Source organism: Haloarcula sp. MBLA0138, assembly GCF_055632455.1.
This window is the reverse complement of record NZ_CM145746.1, coordinates 1326588-1346549: the sequence shown is the minus strand read 5'-3', so window position 1 is coordinate 1346549 and position 19962 is coordinate 1326588. Positions and strand designations below refer to the sequence as shown.

General features: G+C 68.1%; 16 protein-coding genes, 1 tRNA gene and 1 pseudogene. 6 read left to right on the top strand and 12 right to left on the bottom strand.

The window, feature by feature from the left end; translation table 11 throughout:
- Positions 1-8: 8 nt before the first annotated feature.
- The 5 genes from ACV7JO_RS07085 to ACV7JO_RS07065 all read right to left on the bottom strand — a co-directional run bounded on the left by ACV7JO_RS07085 (position 9) and on the right by ACV7JO_RS07065 (position 8167).
- A complete protein-coding gene (locus ACV7JO_RS07085) occupies positions 9-395 on the bottom strand; it encodes a secondary thiamine-phosphate synthase enzyme YjbQ (RefSeq protein ID WP_470355639.1) in 387 nt (128 codons plus the stop codon).
- 83 nt (positions 396-478) lie between these two features.
- On the bottom strand, positions 479-2515 hold the full coding sequence (locus ACV7JO_RS07080; protein ID WP_470355638.1) for a SpoVR family protein: 2037 nt from the start codon (positions 2513-2515) through the stop codon (positions 479-481).
- Positions 2512-3822, bottom strand: a complete 1311-nt coding sequence (locus ACV7JO_RS07075; RefSeq protein ID WP_470355637.1) for a YeaH/YhbH family protein — start codon at positions 3820-3822, stop codon at positions 2512-2514. Before ACV7JO_RS07075 ends, ACV7JO_RS07080 begins: the two co-directional genes overlap by 4 nt.
- Complete coding sequence (locus tag ACV7JO_RS07070; RefSeq protein ID WP_470355636.1) at positions 3813-6095, bottom strand: PrkA family serine protein kinase; 2283 nt, start codon at positions 6093-6095, stop codon at positions 3813-3815. Before ACV7JO_RS07070 ends, ACV7JO_RS07075 begins: the two co-directional genes overlap by 10 nt.
- Positions 6095-8167, bottom strand: a complete 2073-nt coding sequence (locus ACV7JO_RS07065; protein ID WP_470355635.1) for a PrkA family serine protein kinase — start codon at positions 8165-8167, stop codon at positions 6095-6097. The genes ACV7JO_RS07070 and ACV7JO_RS07065 overlap by 1 nt, the downstream gene beginning before the upstream one ends.
- A 464-nt stretch (positions 8168-8631) precedes the next feature.
- Here ACV7JO_RS07065 and ACV7JO_RS07060 point away from each other — a divergent pair, with 464 nt between their 5' ends.
- Complete coding sequence (locus tag ACV7JO_RS07060) at positions 8632-9009, top strand: DUF5820 family protein (protein ID WP_470355634.1); 378 nt, start codon at positions 8632-8634, stop codon at positions 9007-9009.
- Positions 9010-9113: 104 nt separating this feature from the next.
- Entirely contained in the window at positions 9114-9566 is a 453-nt protein-coding gene (locus ACV7JO_RS07055) for a UPF0179 family protein (RefSeq protein WP_470355633.1), read from the top strand.
- A 17-nt stretch (positions 9567-9583) separates the two neighbouring features.
- Here the strand turns inward: ACV7JO_RS07055 and ACV7JO_RS07050 are convergent, their stop codons facing one another.
- The 3 genes and pseudogenes from ACV7JO_RS07050 to ACV7JO_RS07040 form a co-directional block, all read right to left on the bottom strand.
- Positions 9584-10372 (bottom strand): M14 family metallopeptidase, encoded by a 789-nt coding sequence (locus tag ACV7JO_RS07050; RefSeq protein WP_470355632.1) that lies wholly within the window; start codon positions 10370-10372, stop codon positions 9584-9586.
- A gap of 47 nt (positions 10373-10419) precedes the next feature.
- Positions 10420-10901, bottom strand: a pseudogene (locus ACV7JO_RS07045) (DUF309 domain-containing protein).
- 121 nt (positions 10902-11022) lie between these two features.
- Positions 11023-11853 (bottom strand): hypothetical protein, encoded by an 831-nt coding sequence (locus ACV7JO_RS07040; protein ID WP_470355631.1) that lies wholly within the window; start codon positions 11851-11853, stop codon positions 11023-11025.
- Between the two features lie 243 nt (positions 11854-12096).
- Between ACV7JO_RS07040 and ACV7JO_RS07035 the strand changes: the two genes are divergently transcribed.
- From ACV7JO_RS07035 to ACV7JO_RS07020, 4 genes are all read left to right on the top strand, one after another.
- A tRNA-Leu gene (locus ACV7JO_RS07035) sits at positions 12097-12180 on the top strand.
- A gap of 134 nt (positions 12181-12314) precedes the next feature.
- Complete coding sequence (locus ACV7JO_RS07030; RefSeq protein ID WP_470355630.1) at positions 12315-12506, top strand: hypothetical protein; 192 nt, start codon at positions 12315-12317, stop codon at positions 12504-12506.
- An 81-nt stretch (positions 12507-12587) separates the two neighbouring features.
- Positions 12588-13424, top strand: a complete 837-nt coding sequence (locus ACV7JO_RS07025; RefSeq protein WP_470355629.1) for an inositol monophosphatase family protein — start codon at positions 12588-12590, stop codon at positions 13422-13424.
- 66 nt (positions 13425-13490) lie between these two features.
- A complete protein-coding gene (locus tag ACV7JO_RS07020; protein WP_470355628.1) occupies positions 13491-14639 on the top strand; it encodes a DUF63 family protein in 1149 nt (382 codons plus the stop codon).
- On the opposite strand, the gene ACV7JO_RS07015 is transcribed toward ACV7JO_RS07020, so the two are convergent.
- From ACV7JO_RS07015 to ACV7JO_RS07000, 4 genes are all read right to left on the bottom strand, one after another.
- The gene (locus ACV7JO_RS07015) at positions 14636-14794 is read right to left on the bottom strand and encodes a DUF7479 domain-containing protein (protein WP_470355627.1); all 159 of its coding nucleotides are present in this window, start codon (positions 14792-14794) and stop codon (positions 14636-14638) included. The genes ACV7JO_RS07020 and ACV7JO_RS07015 overlap by 4 nt on opposite strands.
- Before the next feature lie 118 nt (positions 14795-14912).
- Positions 14913-16625 (bottom strand): YcaO-like family protein, encoded by a 1713-nt coding sequence (locus tag ACV7JO_RS07010; RefSeq protein ID WP_470355626.1) that lies wholly within the window; start codon positions 16623-16625, stop codon positions 14913-14915.
- Between the two features lie 105 nt (positions 16626-16730).
- On the bottom strand, positions 16731-17549 hold the full coding sequence (tbsP, locus tag ACV7JO_RS07005) for a transcriptional regulator TbsP (RefSeq protein ID WP_470355625.1): 819 nt from the start codon (positions 17547-17549) through the stop codon (positions 16731-16733).
- Between the two features lie 248 nt (positions 17550-17797).
- Positions 17798-19879: a hypothetical protein gene (locus tag ACV7JO_RS07000; protein WP_470355624.1), complete on the bottom strand. Its 2082-nt coding sequence runs from the start codon at positions 19877-19879 to the stop codon at positions 17798-17800.
- Between the last annotated feature and the right edge of the window lie 83 nt (positions 19880-19962).

Genomic DNA, 19962 nt, shown 5'->3' with positions numbered 1-19962 from the left:
GCCTGTCCTTACGCGTGGACGCTCACCAGCCGCTCGCGCGGCCCGTCACACTCGACCAGTAGCACGGACTGCCACGTCCCGAGGTCGAGTTCGCCGTCGGCGACCGGGACGGTCGCGTCCGGCCCGACCAGCATCGCCCTGACGTGGGCGTCGGCGTTCCCGTCGAGGGCGTCGTGGGCCCACCCCTCGTCCGCGACGAGGTCCCCCAGCGCGTCGCCGAGGTCGCCCAGCAGCCGCTGTTCGGCCTCGTTGACCGTGATACCGCAGGTCGTGTGGCGGACGAACACCGTACAGGTCCCGTCGGCCGACGGCGGCAACGCGGCGGCGACCTCGTCGGTGATGTCGGTGACCGTGAGCCGCTCGTCCGTCGCCACGGTGAAGCGCTCGCTGGTCATACCCGCAGTTCGCCGCCGGGCGAGGTAAAAGTACGCGTCGGCGGTCCGCACCCGTCACGGTCGGTCCGCGACCGCGCGGCCGCTCAGGCGAGCCACTCGTCGGGCTTCGTGTCGTAGTCCACGTCGGTCGCGGTCAGGTGCTCGACGGTCGACCAGTCCACGTCCTCGACGGTGACGTTCTCGCCGTCGTACCGGAGTCGCTTGCCGACCTCCTCGGGTTCGGGCTCGCGGTCGCGGCGCTTGGCGACCTCCACGTCGTGGTCGTCGTACTCCTTGACGATGGTCAGCAGGTTCACCGGCCGGCCCCACAGTTCGAACACCCGCTCCAGCACGTCGGTCGCCTGCCCCACGTCGAGGCTCACGCCGTTGTACTGGTGGGACAACAGCAGTTCGTTGCGGTTCCGGTAGTTGCCGTCCTCGACGACGACGGTCGGCTTCCCGAAGTTGGTGAACTGCAACATCAGCTTCTTCTTCACGTCCTCGTGGTCGACGGAGGTGACGCGGTAGTCGCCCGAGGCCTGCGTGTACTCGTAGGTGAAGTAGTCGTTCTCGTCGACGAACTCCTGTGTGAGGAACTCGTCGAGGAAGGTCACGTCGTTGTGGCTCTCCCGGATTTCACGCATCCGGTCCCAACCCCGGCCGTACTCCACGTCCGCCAGCGCGGCGTCGACGCCGTCGTAGCGGCTGTCGTCGAACATGTAGCGGGCGACCCGCTCCAGTTCCTCCTGACTGACGCGGCCGAGGAACCCGCGGAACTGGGGCTTCACGAGCGAGTAGTGGCGTTCGACCAGCCCCGCGTAGGTCAGCACCTTCCACGGGTACCGCTCGGCGTCGACCGCGCCGTCGCGTGCCCGTTCGAGGCCGTCGGCGTCGACCCGCGGGTCGTCCGGGTCCAGTTCGTCGAGGTGGGTGGGCACGTCGACCAGCCACGCGGGCGGTTCGAGGCGGTCCCGGACGGCCTCGAAGTCGACCGTGTCGTGGAAGTTCCGCCACGTGATACCGTCGACCCGGAGGAGCCGTTCGACCACCTCCCGGCGGTTGGCCGTGTTCTCGACGTACTGCCACAGCTCCAGCCCGAGCTTGTAGGGGTTCAACCCGCCCGCGCCCAACACCTTCGCCATGTGGTCGGCGTAGAGGACGAACTCGTCGTCGCCGGCGAACCCCTCGCCGGTCATCATGACCGACTCCCAGTAGCTCGCCCACCCCTCGTTCATCACCTTCGTCATCTTCTGGGGGGCGAAGTAGTACGCCTCCCGGCGGAGCAGTTCCAACAGCTCCAGCTGCCAGTCGGCCATCTCGACGGCCTTCTCGGCGTCCTCGTCGTAGCGCATCCCGTGTTTGCGCAGGAAGCCGAGTACGTCCTTCTCGGGTTGGGCCGGGAACGTCGCGGCGTCGCCGTCCTCGCGCTGGTCGTCCAGCCACTCGTCGTCGAACACTTGCCGCTTGACCTCCTCGGAGAGGTCCAGTTCGTCCAGTTGCTCGGCCACGTCGGCTCCCTCGATGTCCTCCAGTACGTCCGCGGCCGTCTCGACCGGGCTGTACGGCTCGTGCTGGTCGATGTTGTCCTCCAGACAGAGGACGTGGTCGATGAACCGCTCGACCTCGCCGCGGTCGATGTCGGGGTCCTGCATGAACTCCCGGACGGTGTCGGCGTGGCGGGCGAGCATCCCAGCGGCGTCGGGGCCGCGGTCGCCGTCGGCGTCGTCGGCCGCCCGGGGCGAGGCCCGGCCGGCGAACATCCCGAACCACTCGTTGTTGGCGAAGAAGTCCGCGTGTGCCTCGACGTGGGTGATGACGGCCTTCTGGTCGGCCAGCGTGTTCGACTCTTGCAGGAAGGCGTGGGCCGGGTTGTCGTTGTTGACGATTTCGAAGGCCTTCCCGCCGAGGAACTGGCCCTGCTTTTGCTGGCGGTCGTACTGCATCCCCCAGCGCCAGTGGGGGTAGCGCTTCTGGAACCCGCCGTAGGCGATGAGTTCGTTCATCTCGTCGTAGTCGACGACCCAGTAGTTGACCGGGTAGGGGGTCAGGCCCAAGCGACGGGCGAGGTCGCCCGCCGCAGCGGTCGGCTCCGCCAGTTCGTCGGCGACGCGCCGTTTCGTGAATCGGTCTTCGGTGCTCATTGGTCCTCCGTGCTGAGTATCTCGTCGATGGCCTCGACCACGTCCTCTGGCGAGGAGACGTAGGCGACGGCCACGTCGCCGCTGTCCCGGAACTCCCGCTCGACCTCCTCGGCGTGGGTCGCGTTGATGGCGTTGCCGCTGGGCTGGGTCTCTACGTAGGCGTGGAGGTTGGCCGGAATATCACGCATCAGCGGGATGACCTTCTCCTCGGTGTCGTTCGAGGAGTTCTCGCTGTCGCCGGCGGCGAAGACGTAGCGGTTCCACTCGGCCCACGGGTACTGCTCCTCCAAGACGGCGGCGGCCAGTTCGTAGGCGCTGGAGATGCGCGTCCCGCCGCCGCTCCGGATGCCGAAGAACTCCTCGCGGTTGACCTCCCACGCGTCGGCGTCGTGGGCGATGTAGACGAACTCGGCGTTGTCGTACTTTCCCTGTAGATACCAGTCCAGCGGCGTGAACGTCCGCTCGACGAGTTCACGCTTCTTCTTTCGCATCGACCCCGACACGTCGCGGATGTTGACGACGACGACGTTCTTCTCGCGCTCCTCGACGACCTCGGGGTAGCGGTAGCGCTCGTCCTCCCGGCGGAACGGTATCTCGTCGACGCCCTCCCGGCGGATTCGGTGCGCGGTGTCCTCCCGCTCGACGCTCGCCTCCATCTCCGAGAGGTCGGCCCACGTCGTCTTCTCGTCGTCGTCCAACTCGGCGTACGTGTCGTCGAGCCACGCCTTCGAGACGGGGATGTTCTCGCCGCGGGCCCACTCGAAGGCCGTCGCCGGCCCCCAGCCGTCTATCTTCAGGGCCGCCCGGACGTATGCCTCGTCGAAGTCCATCGCCAGCTTGCGCTTCAGCCCCTTCTTGAACAGCCGCTCGAAGTCCAGCGTCGAGGACGGACCGGTCCGGGTGATGTCGGTGTAGTCGCCCTCGGTCTCCTCGACGACCTTCTTCCCCTTGGGTTCGAGGTCCAAGCCGAGTTGCTCGTCGAGCTCCTGCGCGAACTCCTCGGGGTCCATCTCGTAGTACTCGTGGTCGCCCCCCTCCTCGCCGGGGTCGCCGTCCTCGTCACCGTCGCCGGGTTGGGGCTGCGGCTGGCCGACCGGGTCGCCCGGCTCGGCCCCCTCACCCTGCCCGACGCCGCCCATGTCGCGCTGGTCGTAGGCAAACTCCGGCAGGTCGACTATCTTGATGGGGATGCGGACCTCGTCGCCCCGCGACTGGCCGAGGTCGCCGTACTGGATGAACTCGGCGAGGTCCTGTCGGCGCTCCTCGCCCACTTCGCGGTACCGTTCGAGGTCGTCTCTCAGTCCCATCTGTAGCTCACCTGACTCATGACGTGTCGGCTGGTCAGCTCCGCGGCGGCCTCGGAGTAGCCAAACAGGTCGACCATGTTCGCGGTCGTCTGGGCCTTCAGCCGGGCCGTCTCGGTGCCCGACGGCGGGTTGTCCCACTGGCGGGGGTCGAAGTCCTCGTAGGTCCGGCGCACGTCGTCCCAGTCGTAGCTGCCCAGCACGGTCTTGATGACCGGAATCTCCTTCGGAGAGACGTCGCCGACGCGGAACTCCTCGTCGCGGCGCTGCCACGCGTGACGGTTCAGCGCCGTGATTATCTTGTCCGTGCGGAACGCTCGGACCGCCTCGTCGGGGGTGTCGCCGTCGTAGTTGCCCTCGTCGAACCGTCCGAGGTGTTCTATCTCGAAGACTTTCATCTCCAAGGGGTCGGGGTCGACGAGTTCGCCGCGGTCGTTCGCTATCTGCTCGTCGGACTCCCACGCGTACACCTGCTCGATGTAGGACTCGACGGTCGCCGCGTCGACGCGCTTGTCCCGCATCATCGCGTCCAACACGTCCCGCTCCTGCTGGCCGAAGACGTGGTTCTTCGCGGTCACGACGCGCTCCTCGTACTCGGCGGCCTCGCCCGCGGAGAACACCGGCGCGTCGGCCAACCCCTCCGCGACGGCGTTGAGCACGTCCCGGGGCATGACGACGTGTTCGACGGGCAGGTCGGGGTGGTGGCGGTCCTGTGTCTCGTGAAGCAGGTCGGCGACCACGTCCCGGACGTGGGTCACGGGGATGCCGTGTTCGCCGTCTCGGGCCGTCGTTTCGAGGTCGTAGTCGTCGATGTCGACACGCTCATCGCCCTCCATCAGGTAGCCACGGTCGAACAACAGCGCCTTGTCGACGAGGTCCAGTCCGTTCGGCACCTCGCTGTCGTCGAGTCGCGAGACGACCGCGTACAGCGCCGCCGCCTCGACGGTGTGGGGAGCCAGTTCCTTCTCGGTGACCGCCCCGCCCTCGTCCCGCACCGACAGGGTCAGGGGCTCCTGAATCCACGTCTCCACCTCCTCCCACGAGTCGGGGTCCCACACGTCCGTCTCGTCGGCCAGTTCCCGCCGGAGCAGTTGGGCCTCCAGCGAGAGGTTCGTCAGGTACGTGAACTCGTGTTTATCGAGCCGGCGTTTCAGCGCCTTCAGCGGGTCCTGCCCCTCGCGGTCGGCGTGTTGATTCAGCTGCGCCTCCAAGTCGGGGTTCGAGATGATGACCAGCTGCGTGTCGACGGCCATCCCGATGCCCTTGTCCAGTTTCACCCGCCCCTCGTCGGGGACGTTCAGGAGCTTCTGAAGCAGGTCGGCGTGTTGGGCGGCGTCCTCGACGATGGTCAGCAGGCCGTTGCCCTGCGAGAGGACGCCGTCGTAGGAGAACGCCTGCGGGTTCTTCCGGCCCCGCGAGTCCAGTTCGCGGAGCATCCCGTGCATCCACGACCCGACCAGCCGCTCCTTGGGCGTCCCCTCGTCCTCGGAGTGGAGGACGCCGATGCCGTCGCCGACGCCGACGACGTAGTTCTTCACGCGGAGGTGGCTCGGGTCGGTCACCGCCGAGAACAGGTCGGCGACGCCCTGCCGGCGGTACTGCTCTTCGAGGTAGTCGTAGGCCTCCCGCGAGAACGGGTCCAGTTCGGCGTCCAGTCGGACCGGGATGTGGTCGTCCAGCCGGTCGTTGATGGCCGCGAGCAGGTCCGCCTGCACGTCCTCGGGGAACACGGTCAGCGGGTGGGACTGGACCGGGCTCTCGTACCAGTCGTCCTCGTCGGGCACCGGCCGGTCGCCGTAGGTGAGGCCGTTGCCGTCCCCGCCAGCGCCGGCGACGTTCCACTCGACGGTGTAGCGCCGGCCCGCCGGCGTCTTGGAGTACTCCCGGAGCCCGTTGATGAGACAGCGCTTCAGCTCGGACTTGCCCGTCGCCGTCGGCCCTTCGAGCCAGATTATCTTCTCGCCCTTGCCGCGGCCGGCGGCGATGGAGCGCAGGTCGTCGACGAAGGCGTTGAGCACCTCGGTGTTGCCGAGGATGGCGTGTTCGCCGTCGTTGTACGGGTCGTCGAAAAAGCGGTAGCGCTCCTTCTCCTCGCCCTCCTCGATGACGGTCCGGGTCCCCGCGGCCTCGACGGCCGAAAGCAGGTACTTCGCCGCGTGGGCGGCTATCTCGGGCGTTTCGAGTACGGCGTCGACGTACTCGGCGAGGCTCATCGGGGCCTCGTAGGTGGCGTCGAGCGACTCGTCCGCCCGGTCGATGAACTCCTCGCCTGTCATCAGTCCTCCATCTCGCTTTTGGCGACTTCGGCCCCCGCGAACTCCAGCACCTCCTTGGCACCTTCCTCGGAGTAACCCTGCTCGATGAGCGCGTCTATCCACTGGTTGCGCTCGTCGTCGTCCATCTCGCCCGACGACACCAGCGCCGAGAAGTTGATGTTGTGTTTCTTGTCCTCCCAGAGTTTCCGTTCCAGTGCCCGGCGCAGCCGGTCGTTGTCCTGCGGATTGAACGTGTCGCCCTCGCGCGCTCTGCGGGACACCCAGTTCGAGACTTCCTGTCGGAAGTCGTCTTTCCGGTCCTCGGGGAGGTCGAGTTTCTCCTCGACCGAGCGGAGGAACTGCTCGTCGGGTTCCTGTTCCCGGCCCGTGAGTTCGTCCTCGACGGTGGCGTCGTCGATGTAGGCCATCACGTGGTCCATGTACTTCTCGCCTTGGCGCTGTATCTCGTCCATGTCGTAGGCCAGCGCGTGGCGCACGTCCTCGATGGCCCGCTCCTTGTACTCCTCGCGGACGAGTTCGAGGTAGCGGTAGTACTCGTCGAACATCTCCGGGTCGATGGAGCCGTGGTTTTCGAGGTTCGCGTCGAGGTGGTTGAACGTCGTCAGCGGCGAGAGGAACTGCCGGTCGCGGTGCATCGAGTCCATGATGGCCTCGGCTATCTCGTCGCCGATGAAACGCGGCGAGACGCCGTCCATCCCCTCGCCGATGTCGGCCATCTGGTCGGCCTCCTCGCGGAGCTTCTTCACGTCGATGTCGTCGGCCTCGTCTATCTCGCCGTTGTAGGCCTTGGCCTTCTGGACGAGGTCGACGGATTCGGTGTCTGGCTCCTCGATACGGGTCAACACGCCGAACAGTCCCGCCATCTGGAGTGTGTGTGGCTCGACCTGTATGTCCGGGAGGTCCGCGTTGCGCAGCATCTTCTCGTATATCTTGGCCTCCTCGGCGTACTGGAGGACGTACGGGAAGTCGATGCGCTTGGTCCGGTCGTTGAACGCCTCCATCTTCTCGTCGCCTTTCTTGTCCCGGTACTCGGGCATGTTCGTCCGGCCGACGATGACTTGGTCGATGTCGATTCGGGGGTTGTTCTTGGGCTTTATCGTCTGTTCTTGGCTCGCGTGGAGGAAATCGTAGAGGAACTCCCGCTGGAGCTTCAGTAGCTCCTCGCCCGAGAAGATGCCGCGGTTGGCGTTACAGAACGCGCCGGAGTAGTCGAACGCCCGCGGGTCGCTCTCGCCGTAGATGGCTATCTTCGAGTAGTTGACGTCGCCGGTCAGCTCCGTCTCGTCCTGATTCTTCTTGTCTTTGGGTTCGAAGGTCTCGATGGCCTGTCGCTGGTTCTCGTCGGCGATGAGCCGGACGATCTCGACGTGGTTCTCCAGCACCGCCTGCAGGTCGTCGTCGTAGTGAGCCAGCAGGCGGTCCATGTAGAACTCCGAGGCGGGGTCCAGTGCCTGCTCGTTGCGGATGGTGTAGGGGGCGTCGAGTTCCTCGTTGACGTCCTCGACGACCTTGTCGCGCTGGTCCTGCGGGAGCAAGACGACTGGGTCTTGGTTCATCGGCGACCGCACCACGTCGTCGGCCGGGTCTTGGTCGCCGATGACGTCACAGAGGTTCGTCCACCGGAAGGTGTACATCCGTCCCTCGTCGCGCTGGGTGTAGTCCTCGTAGTACCGCCGGACCTGCCGGTCGAAGTCGGACTTCCCCGACCCGACCGGCCCCAGCAGGAGTTTGATTCGCTTTTCGGGACCGAGGCCGCGAGCGCCCGACTTCACCTTGTTGACGAACTCGTGGATGGCCTCGTGGATGACGCGGCCGTAGAAGGTGTTCTCGCCGTCGTGAAGCGGGTCCTCGCTGGCGAGTTCGTACTCGACGACCCCGGCCTCCTCGTCGTAGGTCGTCCCGTAGTAGTCGAACATGTCGGCGACCCGCTGGTGGGCGTTGCGGGCGACGCGGGGCTCGTCGTACAACTGGTCGAGATACCAGTCGAAGGAGTGGGTCGCCCGCAGGTCGGTCGGTATCGTGTCCCGGTACTCTCTGCTCAGCGCTTCTAGTGTCTCTTTGTTCTTGCTCATGCTATCGGGGTGGAGTCGGTTCCGGACCGCACACGCCCGCTTCGCACCGGAGCGGCCGGCGCTCGTAGAACGGTGTCGGTCACGGCCCGTCGCCGTCGCCGACTTCGTCGCCATCGGGCGCTCCGCGCGTGCTCGCGGCCGCCCGTGGTTCGGCCCACCGTCGGTGGCGGGTTGCTGTACCTTACCATGTCTGGCCTGCCGTGGAGGGCGGTCCCCCGTGGTTCGGTAGCGGGTGACAGTGTCGAACTGACTTCCGATACTATATATTGTTTGAGTGCTCGCAACTTATGAACCTTTCTCCGACAGCCATATCAGGGCCTTATCAGCCCCGACTCTCGCGCGGTCAACACGCAGACGGCGTAGCCGAGGTATGTCAACGTATGCCAATCGAGTGGAAATTACTTAAATAATTGTCGACGACCGAGGCCGACGGGGTTATGGGTCGCCCGCGGGAACGCGAGCGTATGAGCCTCGACGCGCTGGTCGACGACTGGGTGGTCTGGAACGAGACCGAGGCCAAGGTCATCCTCGCCTACCGGCCCGACGTCTTCGACAGCGAGTCCTTTCCCGCGCCGTGTCTCCCGACGCTGTACCTGACTCGGGGCAAGCGCACCCGCCGCCCGGGCGCGACCCGCACCGGCGAAAGCTGGTACGTCACGCTTTATCTAGAGCCGGAGGTCGACCACGAGGTCGGCTCGTTCCCCGACCGGCCGGCCGCCGTCGACGGGGCCGTCGCCGCGGCCAACGAGTTCGCCGCCGGCGAGTTCGACTTCCGGGCGCTGTATCAGGTCCCCCGAGAGGGGTACTTGGACGAACTCGACGCGCTCACCGGTCGGGCCTGAGGTCGGGCCCGCTCCGCCACGCTCGCTCCGCCCACCCCGGCCGCTCCGCCACCCCCCGACCCGGAGTGTCAGAACTTATCAGTTCGCCGGGGCTACCGACGCGTATGTCAGCAGTCACGCTCGTCGGCACCCGCCTCGCGGAGGTCGGCGAGGAGTTCGTCTACCACGGCGAAGCGAGCGGCTGTGCGGGCTGTCCGTACCGCGACCAGTGTCTGAATCTCACCGCCGGCCGTCGCTACCGAGTCACGAACGTCCGCGAGAGCGGGCAGACCCTCGAATGCGCGGTCCACGACGGCGGCGTCCACGCCGTCGAGGTCGAACCCGCGCCGATTCGCGCCAACGTGCCGTCGAAGGGTGCCTACGCCGGTAGCGACGCGCGTCTCGCCGGCTCCTGTCCCCACACCGACTGCCCGAGCCATCCCTACTGTGAGCCGGCGGGTGCCGACTTCGACGAGGACTACCGCATCGACACCATCGTCGGCGACCCGCCCCACGACTACTGCATACTCGACCGGGACCTGACGCTGGTGGAGTTCTCGCCGCCGGAGGACGCGTAGTCGGCCGCGGACGCCGCTCAGTCGAGGACGCCGATTCGACTCGCCGTGTAGCCGAAGACGTCCTCGTAGCCGTTCGCCGAGAGCAAGACCGGGTGGAACGGCTCCTCGGCGGTGACCGTCTTGCCGTCGGCCGCCGCGACCGGGTCCCCCGCCAACACCTCCTCGAAGTTCCGGGCGTACACCTCGTACTCCTCGGCCGCGGCCTTGGGAATCGGGTCGCCCAGTTGGAACACGGGTAGTCGCTCGTCGCCGCCGGCCGGCTTCCCGCCGGTAACCCCCGTCGCCGCGAGGAACTCCCGGATGACCTGCTCGGCGTTGCGGGCGGCCTCGGCCGACCCCTGATAGCCACACTCCACCTCGACGACCGGGGCGACGGCGGAGAACAGCCGGCCGTCGTTCTCGCCGCTGGTCCGGACGACCGCGTCGACCGACAGCGCTCCACAGAGCGACTCGACGGTCGGCGAGAGGTCGTCGACGAGCGCGAACATGCCCTCGTAGGACTGCGTCGAGTGTAGCGACAACACCGTACAGCCGTCGAGTTCGTCGGTCAGCGCCGCGGCCAGACGGCGCTCGTGGCTGTCGGCGTCGGGGTCGCCGGGGAACACGCGGTTGAGGTCCTCGTCGACGTACCGCTCGCCGGCCTCCAGCGCGGCCTCGTTGGCGACGACGAACTTCACCGGCCGCCGGACCTCGGGCGGGTCGGCGAGTACGGCCTCGATGCCGTCGCGGCCACACGGCTCGTCGCCGTGGATACTGCCGACGACGGCTATCTCCGGTTCCCCAGTTCCCAGTTGCTCGACTCGCATCTATCCGGCGTAGCGCGTCCAGCCATTAGAGTGGTCCGGAATCGAGTTCAGTGGTCCAGCGACTCGGCGTAGTCGTAGTCCTCCGGCCGCGCCTCGGGATACTCCCCGTCGAGGCGAATCCGCCAGCCCTGCAGCGCCGTCGGGTCCGACAGCGCGTTGTTGACCGTCGTGCGCACGTCCAGCAGGTCCACGCCGTAGTAGTCGTTGGGGACCCCGCGGAAGTACTGCAGCGAGGTCCGGAACAGCGAGCGCATCCCCTCGTCGTTCTCGAAGTCGAAGTGCTTGTACGCGCCCGCGGCCACCTGCACCATCCCGTGGAGGAACTTGCTCTCGGTCCCCCGCGGCCGTAGTTGTACCACTCGTCCTCGAAGCAGTCGTGCGATTCGTGGAACGCTCCCGAGTTGTAGAGCCGGACCCCGTGGACGACGGCGCGCCTGAGCGTCGCGTGTTCCCACCGCTCGTCGGCCCGCCATCCCGACGGGTCCCCGGCCGGCGGCGCGACGCTCGGGTCCCGCGTGTGGTCGTCCATACTTCACGTTGGGAACCACCGCGGGTGAAACCTCCGGTCGCCATGCGCCCCGGCCGACGAACTATCGGGCGTGTGTCACGCGTCGGGGACACGACGCGAAGGCGGCGATGTGGGTCGGCCCTCAGAGACTGCCCTGCAACAGGTGATTGAGGTTCTCCAGTTCCGCCTCGGGGGACCCCCGCTCGCGTCCCGCCGTGGACTGGCGCTCGCTCAACTCGGGCAGTTCCTCGGCGAGCCGTTCGAGTTCGGCCGTCGTCGTCGCCGACGCCCCCTCCGTGTTCTCGGCGGTTCCGTCGCAGTGGGGCTTGTGACCGTTTTTCGCCGCTTTCGTGTCGAACTCCCTCCCGCAACCACCACAGACGAGCGAAGCCGAACTCGATGCCACCGTCCCTTCGCCCGCGTCCTGCTTTCGAGCATCGAGGTAACTGGAGAGGCGCTGTCTGACAGTCGCTAACTTCTGCTCCAGGTCGTCGCGTTCGGCCCGGAGGTCGTCGTTCTCCGCCCGGAGCGTCTCGACGCGGTCCCGTAACTCCGCTTCGTCCATCTCCTCCCGGTCGGTGTCCCAGACCGACGGCAACTCGTACTCCGGCGGGAGCCAAATCGGGTCGTGACTCTCCTGCCACTCGATTCCGAGTTCGTCCAACTGCTGCCGGGGAACTCGCTCGACGTCGCCCCGCGGCTCTCCGAAGTGGTCTTTGTACGCGGGGAGGCTTCCCGGCAGTTCCCGACATTTCTCCTTGTGTTCCTCTTTCTTCTCGTAGAAGTGGATATAGTGGCGCGCCAGCGGGGAGCGGTCCTCGTCGCTCTCGGTGGCGTCGGACTGTTCCAGTACCGGGCCGACGTACCGCACCCCGTCGACGTAGAGCCAGTACGCTTCGTAGCGGTCGATTCGTCCGCCGAACACGGATTCGCTGTCCGACGAGGTGTCGTCGGACGGGAGTTCGATGTCCATTGTTTCGTCTTTTCGAGCGGCGGCTTCCGGAGTGCAGTACCCGTACGTGCATCAGTTTTGTCATAAACGTGGTGTCGGGCCCCGCCCGTCACCGCCGAGTGACGCGGTCTCGGTCACGGCCGGCAACGGCGGGAGTCCGTTTCGTGGAGCATTTATACCAGCCGAGGTTGAGAGTGACGTACGACTCCGCCGGAGTCGGCAATCCCGAAAAGACACCGAGAACCGCGTGAGACGCGGTTGCGTGCGAGGGTAGCCAAGCCTGGAAACGGCGGCGGACTCAAGATCCGCTCCCGTAGGGGTCCAAGGGTTCAAATCCCTTCCCTCGCACTGACGGCCACCGGCCAACCAGTGCGGAAGTCCGCACGGAGCGGTCTTCCCTCGCAAATTCCTTCGTGACGCTACCCGCCCGAGAGACGCGCGTCGGCCATAGGTTTATACCGCGTCAGATGGTATGTGATGACATGGCAACCGACCGGACTGACGGGTCGAGCCTCCGAGTGCCGCCGCTGGAGAACACCGCGTTCTTCTCGATAGAGCCCGACGACGACTACGTGCGCATCGAGCAGTCCCTCGGGAATCAGGTGCTGTACACGCCCGAGGAAGCCCGCGACGTGGCCGAGGCCATCCTCGACGCGGCCGACGACGCCGAGTAGCCGGCCTCGCGGGGACGCGGCCGGTGCGCCCATCTTGCTGCTTACCGAGTCACTTTCAGGGGAGCCCCGCCAGCGTCGGGTATGTCCGATGGACACCACCGCGCGGCGCTCGCCGAGCGGGCCGCCCGGGCCGGGGGAGCCGTCGCCCGCAAGCAGTTCCGGGGCGACCTCGCCGTCGAGACGAAGGCGAACAAGAACGACTACGTGACCAACGCCGACCGCGACGCCCAGCGGCAGGTGGTCGCCACCGTCCGCGAGGAGTTCGCCGACGACGCGTTCGTCTGCGAGGAGGACCTGACGACGCTGGTCGGCCCCGAGAGCGGTGACGACGGGCCGACGGCCGCCGACGAGATACCCGCGACCGGCCCGTCGTGGGTCGTCGACCCCATCGACGGCACCGCCAACTACGTCCGGGGTATCCGGACGTGGGCGACCAGCGTCGCTGCCCTCGTCGACGGGGAGCCGGTCGGCTCGGCGACCTACATGCCCGCCGACGGGGACCTCTACGCCGCTGGGCCGGAGAGCTCGACCCGGGACGGGACGGCGCTGGCCGTCAGCGACCGGACCGACCCCGAGACGTTCGCCGTCGCGCCCGTGGGCTGGTGGGACCGGGACGACCGCGCCGAGTTCGGGGGCCTGTGTCGGGCGGTGGCCGACCGCTTCGGCGACATCCGCCGCATCGGCTGCTTCCAAGCGACGCTCGCGCTCGTCGCCGACGGCGGCCTCGACGGGGCCGTCTGCACGAAGCCGATGCACCCGTGGGACACCGTCGCCGGCGTCCACCTCGTCCGCGCGGCCGGGGGGACCGTCACCGACTTGGACGGCGAGCCGTGGCGACACGACGCCGCGGGACTCGTCGCCTCCAACGGCGAGGCTCACGACGAACTGCTCGCGGCCGCCGCCGCGGCGCTCGACTGACCGGGGCGGGCCGCCCGCGTCCGCCGGACCGGAAGCCTGAAACCCACGCCAACCGCTCACTCGCCCATGGACGCCTTCGAGCGAGTCGTCGACGAGTACGGGCCGGGTCGCCTCTGGCTCGGCTCGTTGGTCGGGATACTGCTTGTCGGAGCCGGAGCCGTCGCCGCCGCGCCGCGCCTCGTCTGGGACCGGTTCCTCTGGCACTACTTCTGGGGACCGGTGTACGCGGACGCCCGCTCGGCCGCCTGTGCGGTCATCGAGGGCGGCCGCCCGACGCCGCTGTACGAGGGCTGTCAGGCGGCCGCCGACGCGGGTCGCGTTGTCGCCGAACCCGGCTACACCATCGTCTCGGAGGTCGGGTACATGCTGATTCTCGTCTACATGCTCGTCGGCGTGTACATCCTCCTCGACCGACTCGAAATCGCGGAAGACCCCGAACTGTACTTCGCGCTGGTCCCGTTCATGCTGCTCGGCGGCGCGCTCCGGACCGTCGAGGACGCCACCGACCGGGCCGTCGACGCGGGCGTCACGCCCATCGTCGACTACCCGCTGAGTTCGCTCATCATCAGCCCGGTCATCTACGGGACGCTGTTCGTCCTGACCCTCGCTGTCCTCGTCGCGGCGCTGCGCTTGGACCACGAGGGGTACGTCGAGAGCTACTACCGCACCACGGGCTACGTCGGGAGCGCCCTCGTCTTGCTGACGCTGGCCTATCTGACGTTCGTGGCGACGACCACCGAGTACGCGACGCTGTACCCCTCGGTACTCGCCAGCGTCGTCCTCATCGCCTCCGCGCTCTCCTACGGCCTCTATCGGTTCTTCGACGCCTACCGACCCGCTATCAACGCCGGGACCGGCTACATCGGCCTGTTCGTCCTCTGGGGGCACGCCATCGACGGCGTCGCCAACGTCGTGCTGGCCGACTGGCTCGATGCACTCGGCGTCCCGCTGACCTACTACCCCAAACACCCGGCCAACGCCTTCGTCATCGCCACGACCGAGGCGCTCCAGCCGGCCGGCCTCACGGCCGCTATCGGTACCTCGTGGCCCTTCCTCGTCGTCAAGCTGGCCGTCGCGTCGCTCGTCGTCTGGCTGTTCAACGACGCGTTCCTCGAGGAGAGCCCGCGCTACGCGATGCTCCTGCTGGTGGCCGTCACCGCCGTCGGACTCGGCCCCGGCACCCGCGACATGCTCCGGGCGACCTTCGGCATCTAGAGGCGTCGAAGCGTCGCCTCGGGGTAGTGACGCCCGCCGCAGTTCGGGCACTCGGCGACTGCGACCGCGTCGCTCTCCTCGTCGGACCGTGCCAGCGGGACGCGTTCGAGGTCGTGGCCGCACTCGCTACAGGGCAGGTCGAACTCCGATACCATGTGTCACTGGGCGGTGTGTCGACTCGTCCGGCACGACGCCCCAGTCCTCGGAACCGAACCGGCCGCGCACCGCTCCCGTGTAATACGTCACCACACACCGCAATAAGTGGTCCGGTGGCTACGGAAACGGATGGTGGGCGCGCCCCGTCCGCGCTTCGAATCCCATCGCCTCGGGGACGGCGGTCGCCCGGTCGCCGAAGTACGCGTCGCCGAAAAACAGCGGCTGCGCCGTCGGACAGCAGACGCGGACCGCTTCGAACCCGATCCGTTCGAGGTCACGGGTGGTCAGTCGGCTCGCGTACGGCGTGAGGCCGGCCGCCGTCGCGCGGTCGACGAGCGCGTCGAGTTCGGCTTCCCCTTCGGGGACCGTCGCCGGGCCGACGCTGTCCAGTGGCACCGTCGTCGCCGGGTCGGCCCACTCCGCGACCGCGCTCGGGTTCGTCGCGTAGTGGCCGATAGCGCCGTCGGCGTCGGCCGCCTCCGCCGGCCCCATGCCCCGAAGCTCCGTCCAGTTCTGGAGTGCCTCGGCCAGCGCGTCGGTCGCCGCCGCGCCGGCGTCGAGGTCGGCCGCCGTCCCGAGCGCGAACTGGGGGTAGGCGTCCCGCTGGACCGCGACGGTGACGACCGGGACGTCCACGTCCTGTGTCAGCAGCAGCGGCGTCACCGTCAGCCCTTCGGCCGCCGCGCGTCGGCGCAGTGTCTCGAAGGCCTCGTTGCCCTCGACTGCGACGCCGAGAGGGTCGTACGTCGAGTACCACGCCAACATCGCCGCGTCGCGCTCGACGACCTCGTACAGCCCCGAGAGAAGGGCTTCCGTCCCGTTGCTCCCGAGGCCGAGGCCCGTGGTCGTCGCCCGACCGAGACGGTTCGACGGCGGCGGGTACAACACCGTCTCGGCCGGGAGCCGTCGGTCGTCGCCGGTCGGGAGTGCCTCGGCGTCGACCCACTCGACGGCGTCGCCGGGCGACCAGTCGGTCTGCTCGGGCGTGACGAACGACGCCGGGTCGACCGCACCCTCGACCGCGTCGGCGGGACCGGTCACGAGGGCGTCGGTCCGATAGACGCCCGCGGCGTACCGCTCGTAGGCCTCCCCGAGGGCCTTCATGAACGCCGTGTCCCAGTCCGCCGAGACGCCGGCGGCCTGTCTCGCGGCCGTCGCGTCGCTGAACCCGCTCGTGTCGGCGACCGACGCGAGATAGTACGGCACCGGGAACGACTCGGCCTCGCCGACCTCGCTGACGACGCCGACGCGCTCGTCCAGCCCCCGCTCGGCCCGGGCGAGCGCGCCGGCCTCGTGTTCCGCCGTCCGCGGAATCTCGCTCCCGGGTCGGGAGCCACAGTCACACCCCGGAACCGGGAGGAACGTCCGCGACGTGTGCGGGAACTCCACGACCTGCCCGGCCAGCGAGGCCGGACCCGGTCCCGAAAGCGCCTCGGCGACCGTCCGCCCCGCGACGGCCCCGGCGAACCGCTCGGTGCTGTCCGGCGGCAGCCCGAGCGGGTCGGCGTCCGCGTCGGCTCCCGCGCGGGCGCGCCGTCCGAGACAGTCGTAACAGCCCGCGCCGGGGACGAACGCGCTCACTGCGGCGTCGACCACGGGGACGCCGCCGACCCCGCCGAGTTCGACGGCCACCCACGGCGTCTCGGTTTCGAGCGCCCGCTCGTCGGCCCGCTCGAAGGCCTCGTCTCCGACCGTCGCGGCGACGACCGTCAGGTCCGCGTCCGCGACCTGTGGCTCGTCGCGGTCGACGACCTCGGCGTCCACGTCGGCGAGCGCACCCGACAGCGCCGCGGCGGCCGGGCCGCTCCCGACGAGTTCGACAGTGTGCATACCCCCTCCACACGGAGCGGGCTGAAAAAGGCTTACGCCGCCCGCACGGACCCCCGCTCGACCCGACCGTCGCTTCCCCGTCCCCCTACTCGGACGGAGTCCCGCTCAGGCCGCGAGCAGGCTCTGTGCGACCGTCGCCAGTTCGTCGGCGTCGGCGTCGGCCAGTCGGTCGTCGCCCAGCATCAGGCGCAGGCGGGGTCGCCCCACGTCGATGGGCACCTTCTCGGTGTCGATGAGGCCCATGTCCTCCAGTTTCGTCTTCGTCCGCGAGAAAGTGGCCTTGCTCGCCAGCCCCACGTCCTCTCCCCACTTGCTGATGTCGTACAGCAGTTCGCCGTTGCGAGCGGCCACCAGCAGGCTGATAGTCACCTCGTCGAGGCCGTCACCGTCGCCGCGGGCCGTCGCCAGCGAACTGAGGACGCTGTCGAAGTCGTCCGCGGTCTCGGTACTGATGTCGTCTTCCAGCGTCGAGCGCACGCGGGAGATGGCGGGCGTCCGAAGCGAGTACGTCTCCGCGCTCTCCCACGTCGAGTCGTAGTAGCCGTAGGCGTCGTCGACGAACGCCTCGTCGTCGGTCGCCAGCCCGCCGACCGCCCCGCCGACGGCGACGAGGGCGTACACCTCATCCGGCGTCACGGCGACGGCGTGGTTCGGAACGCTCTCCAACACTCGCATCGACAGCGTGTCGGACTCGACGAGGTCGGCCGCCGTACTCGCCACCAAGAAGTCGTCCATCACGTCTTTCAGCACGCGCTCGTCGGCCAGCAGCCTGACCGCCGGCGGGTCGTCGTGCTCGTCGAGCGTCGAGACGAGCGTCGAAACGGCCGCCCTGTCGGGGTTGACAACGTACAAACTGTCGTCGGTTTCGTCGAATACCGTCGCCAGCACCGCCGCGACGTCGGTCTCCAGTAGGGTTGGACTCATTGTCCTATGAATAGTATATAGTGTATTATAATACTTAATTTCACCGGCTACGTATAGTTGAATTCTTGAACGGACGGACACAGCCACGTCGTCGCCGGAGTAAATATATCCGACGAACACGTTATCAAAAGTGAAAGAGACGGGGTCGGAACCGAGTCGCGTCGCTCACGGGGACGCGGGCGCTGTGGCTCGAACTCCCGTGCGTCGCTATCGGCGACCGCAACTGGGCCGCTCCCCCCGACGGCTGGTCAGCGCGCGCCCGATTCACGCCGGAGTCGCTCGGCGAGGTCCTTCGACCAGTGGAAGTCGCCGTCGAACACCACCGGTAGCGAGTCGGTCGCCAGCGCGTCGAGCAGTTCCGACTCGGTGACCGACGTTTCGGTCGCTTGTCCGTTCAGCGTCCCCGCGTCGTCGAAGGGGAGCCGGTAGCTCTCGCCGGCGCGACGCGGAGTGATGACCTCACACGTCACGTCGTACCCCCGCTCGGACTCGCTCACCCAGAGTACCGCGGGTCTGGCCGGGCTGGGAAGCAGCGCGTACGTGCCATCGCCGACGACGGTGTAGTCTTTACCCATCACGATACGCCGACGTGCCAGTGCGAGCGCTCGCTGGATGCTGAACCCGTGGCTCAGCAGTCGGGCGAACGTCGTCCCGACTGTCGCCGCGTGGTCGTCGAGGACCTCTGTGAACGTCACGGCACCCGCAATCGACCCCTGCTCGACGAGTTCCAGCCCCTGCTCGTAGGAGCCACAGGCGTTCAGGAAGAAGGTCCGGGTCCGGGACTCCGACAGCGACGCCGCGGCCAGCGTGCCGTCGGGACAGCGCAGTCCGCCGGCCTCGCAGTGGCCGATGTAGTGGACGAAGTCCGTCTCGGTCTCGAAGACCTCCGCGAGTTCGTTCGTCGTCAACCCCTCACAGACGGTCACGTCCATCGGTAGGTTCGCCGCCCGGTCCCGGTAGATGCGCGAGACGGCACCGTGTTCGTATCGCATCGAGTCGTCGTTGAGGACGACGGCGACCTGCAGGCGGTCGTTGTCGCGCTCGCGGTGTCGGTAGCGGTTCTCGTAGGCCGACATCGTCGTCTTGAACGCGTCGATGGGCGTCCCCGGAGCCAGCCAGCCGTGAACCCGGCCGGTCTGGCCCGCGGGCGCGACGACGGACGGTCGCTCCGCCGTACCCCGAGTGCGGTAGCAGTCCGACAGTGTCCGGTCGAGGATGTCCCCGTGGTCGAGCCGCGACCCCTCGGGAAGAAAGACGAGGCTGAGCTTGTCGAGCAGGAAGGGAAGGCACCGCGAGCGGGCTATCGTCGGGCGCGCGTACGTCGAGAGGTGCCAGTCCGGGAGCGCCGGTTCGACGGCCTCGTCCGGGAGTTCGAGATACCGCTCCAGCCGCCCCGCCGGGCCGAGCGTCCGTACCGCCTCGGGGTCCACGTCGGTGTCGTCGAGTAGCCCGTCGGCGTCCGCCGCCGGGTCGACGCGGCGGACGAGACAGTCGAGGTAGAAGGTCCGACGCAGGAGCGAGGCGACCGACTCCTGTAACTCCGGCAGCGGGCCGAGGGTCACGTCGACGCCGGTGCCGGCGGCGGTCAGGCGCGCCCGGTCGTCGGTCGTGACCCGAACGTCCGCCCCGAGGTAGTACACCAGCGGCGCGGTTACGAACAGCGACTCGACGGACTCGGGGACCGAGAGTTCGATGTCCGTCGAGCGCTGGTCCGACCGGACGGACTTCGGGACGTCGAGGCCGTCCCCGACCGTCAACAGCGGCGGCTGGTCCCGGAAGCTCGGGTGCGAGCGCGACGGCGACAGCGTCTGCTGTGCGACGCGCAGATACGACAGTCCGGTGGCGAGCCCGGACAGCGTCTCCGGGACTTGGACCCGCGCCGGGCTGGCGTCGGAACGCTCCGCGACGCCGACCGTGACCTCGGTCGCGTCCCAGAACGACAACACCGTCCGGTCGCCGGCCGGGTCCAGCGACGCCGGGCCGTCGAAACGAACGAACACGCGGCGCTCGTCGGCCGCCAGCGGGTCCTCCCCACTGCCGGCGTCGACCGTACAGGTGAGCACGAACGCGCCCTCCGGCAACTCCGCCGCCGTCGATAGGTGATACTGCGCGCCACAGTCCAGCGGTGCGACCGTCGCGTCCCCGGTCGGGAGGACGAGCCGGCGCGTCTCGCCGGCGTGTGCCTCGTCGACCGGCCGTGGGACTGTTCGGGCTGCGACTCGCCGTTGTCCGTCGAGTTGGTCCAGTAGCGCGGTCAGGCCGCCCCCGTTCCCACCGGCGATGGCGTCGTCTGGGCCCGGCCCCGCGTCTGTCACCCCCCAGGTGACCATACGACGACTACTGCGTCGTCCTGTATTAAATACGTACTGGTAACGACGACATTCGCCACGATTGACACTCACACCGGCTGGCC

What these genes read in the sequence shown, in the direction of transcription:
- ACV7JO_RS07085 (WP_470355639.1), bottom strand. Translation starts at nt 395, where the DNA reads ATGACCAGCGAGCGCTTCACCGTGGCGACGGACGAGCGGCTCACGGTC.
- ACV7JO_RS07080 (WP_470355638.1), bottom strand. Translation starts at nt 2,515, where the DNA reads ATGAGCACCGAAGACCGATTCACGAAACGGCGCGTCGCCGACGAACTG.
- ACV7JO_RS07075 (WP_470355637.1), bottom strand. Translation starts at nt 3,822, where the DNA reads ATGGGACTGAGAGACGACCTCGAACGGTACCGCGAAGTGGGCGAGGAG.
- ACV7JO_RS07070 (WP_470355636.1), bottom strand. Translation starts at nt 6,095, where the DNA reads ATGACAGGCGAGGAGTTCATCGACCGGGCGGACGAGTCGCTCGACGCC.
- ACV7JO_RS07065 (WP_470355635.1), bottom strand. Translation starts at nt 8,167, where the DNA reads ATGAGCAAGAACAAAGAGACACTAGAAGCGCTGAGCAGAGAGTACCGG.
- ACV7JO_RS07060 (WP_470355634.1), top strand. Translation starts at nt 8,632, where the DNA reads ATGAGCCTCGACGCGCTGGTCGACGACTGGGTGGTCTGGAACGAGACC.
- ACV7JO_RS07055 (WP_470355633.1), top strand. Translation starts at nt 9,114, where the DNA reads ATGTCAGCAGTCACGCTCGTCGGCACCCGCCTCGCGGAGGTCGGCGAG.
- ACV7JO_RS07050 (WP_470355632.1), bottom strand. Translation starts at nt 10,372, where the DNA reads ATGCGAGTCGAGCAACTGGGAACTGGGGAACCGGAGATAGCCGTCGTC.
- ACV7JO_RS07040 (WP_470355631.1), bottom strand. Translation starts at nt 11,853, where the DNA reads ATGGACATCGAACTCCCGTCCGACGACACCTCGTCGGACAGCGAATCC.
- ACV7JO_RS07030 (WP_470355630.1), top strand. Translation starts at nt 12,315, where the DNA reads ATGGCAACCGACCGGACTGACGGGTCGAGCCTCCGAGTGCCGCCGCTG.
- ACV7JO_RS07025 (WP_470355629.1), top strand. Translation starts at nt 12,588, where the DNA reads ATGTCCGATGGACACCACCGCGCGGCGCTCGCCGAGCGGGCCGCCCGG.
- ACV7JO_RS07020 (WP_470355628.1), top strand. Translation starts at nt 13,491, where the DNA reads ATGGACGCCTTCGAGCGAGTCGTCGACGAGTACGGGCCGGGTCGCCTC.
- ACV7JO_RS07015 (WP_470355627.1), bottom strand. Translation starts at nt 14,794, where the DNA reads ATGGTATCGGAGTTCGACCTGCCCTGTAGCGAGTGCGGCCACGACCTC.
- ACV7JO_RS07010 (WP_470355626.1), bottom strand. Translation starts at nt 16,625, where the DNA reads ATGCACACTGTCGAACTCGTCGGGAGCGGCCCGGCCGCCGCGGCGCTG.
- tbsP (WP_470355625.1), bottom strand. Translation starts at nt 17,549, where the DNA reads ATGAGTCCAACCCTACTGGAGACCGACGTCGCGGCGGTGCTGGCGACG.
- ACV7JO_RS07000 (WP_470355624.1), bottom strand. Translation starts at nt 19,879, where the DNA reads ATGGTCACCTGGGGGGTGACAGACGCGGGGCCGGGCCCAGACGACGCC.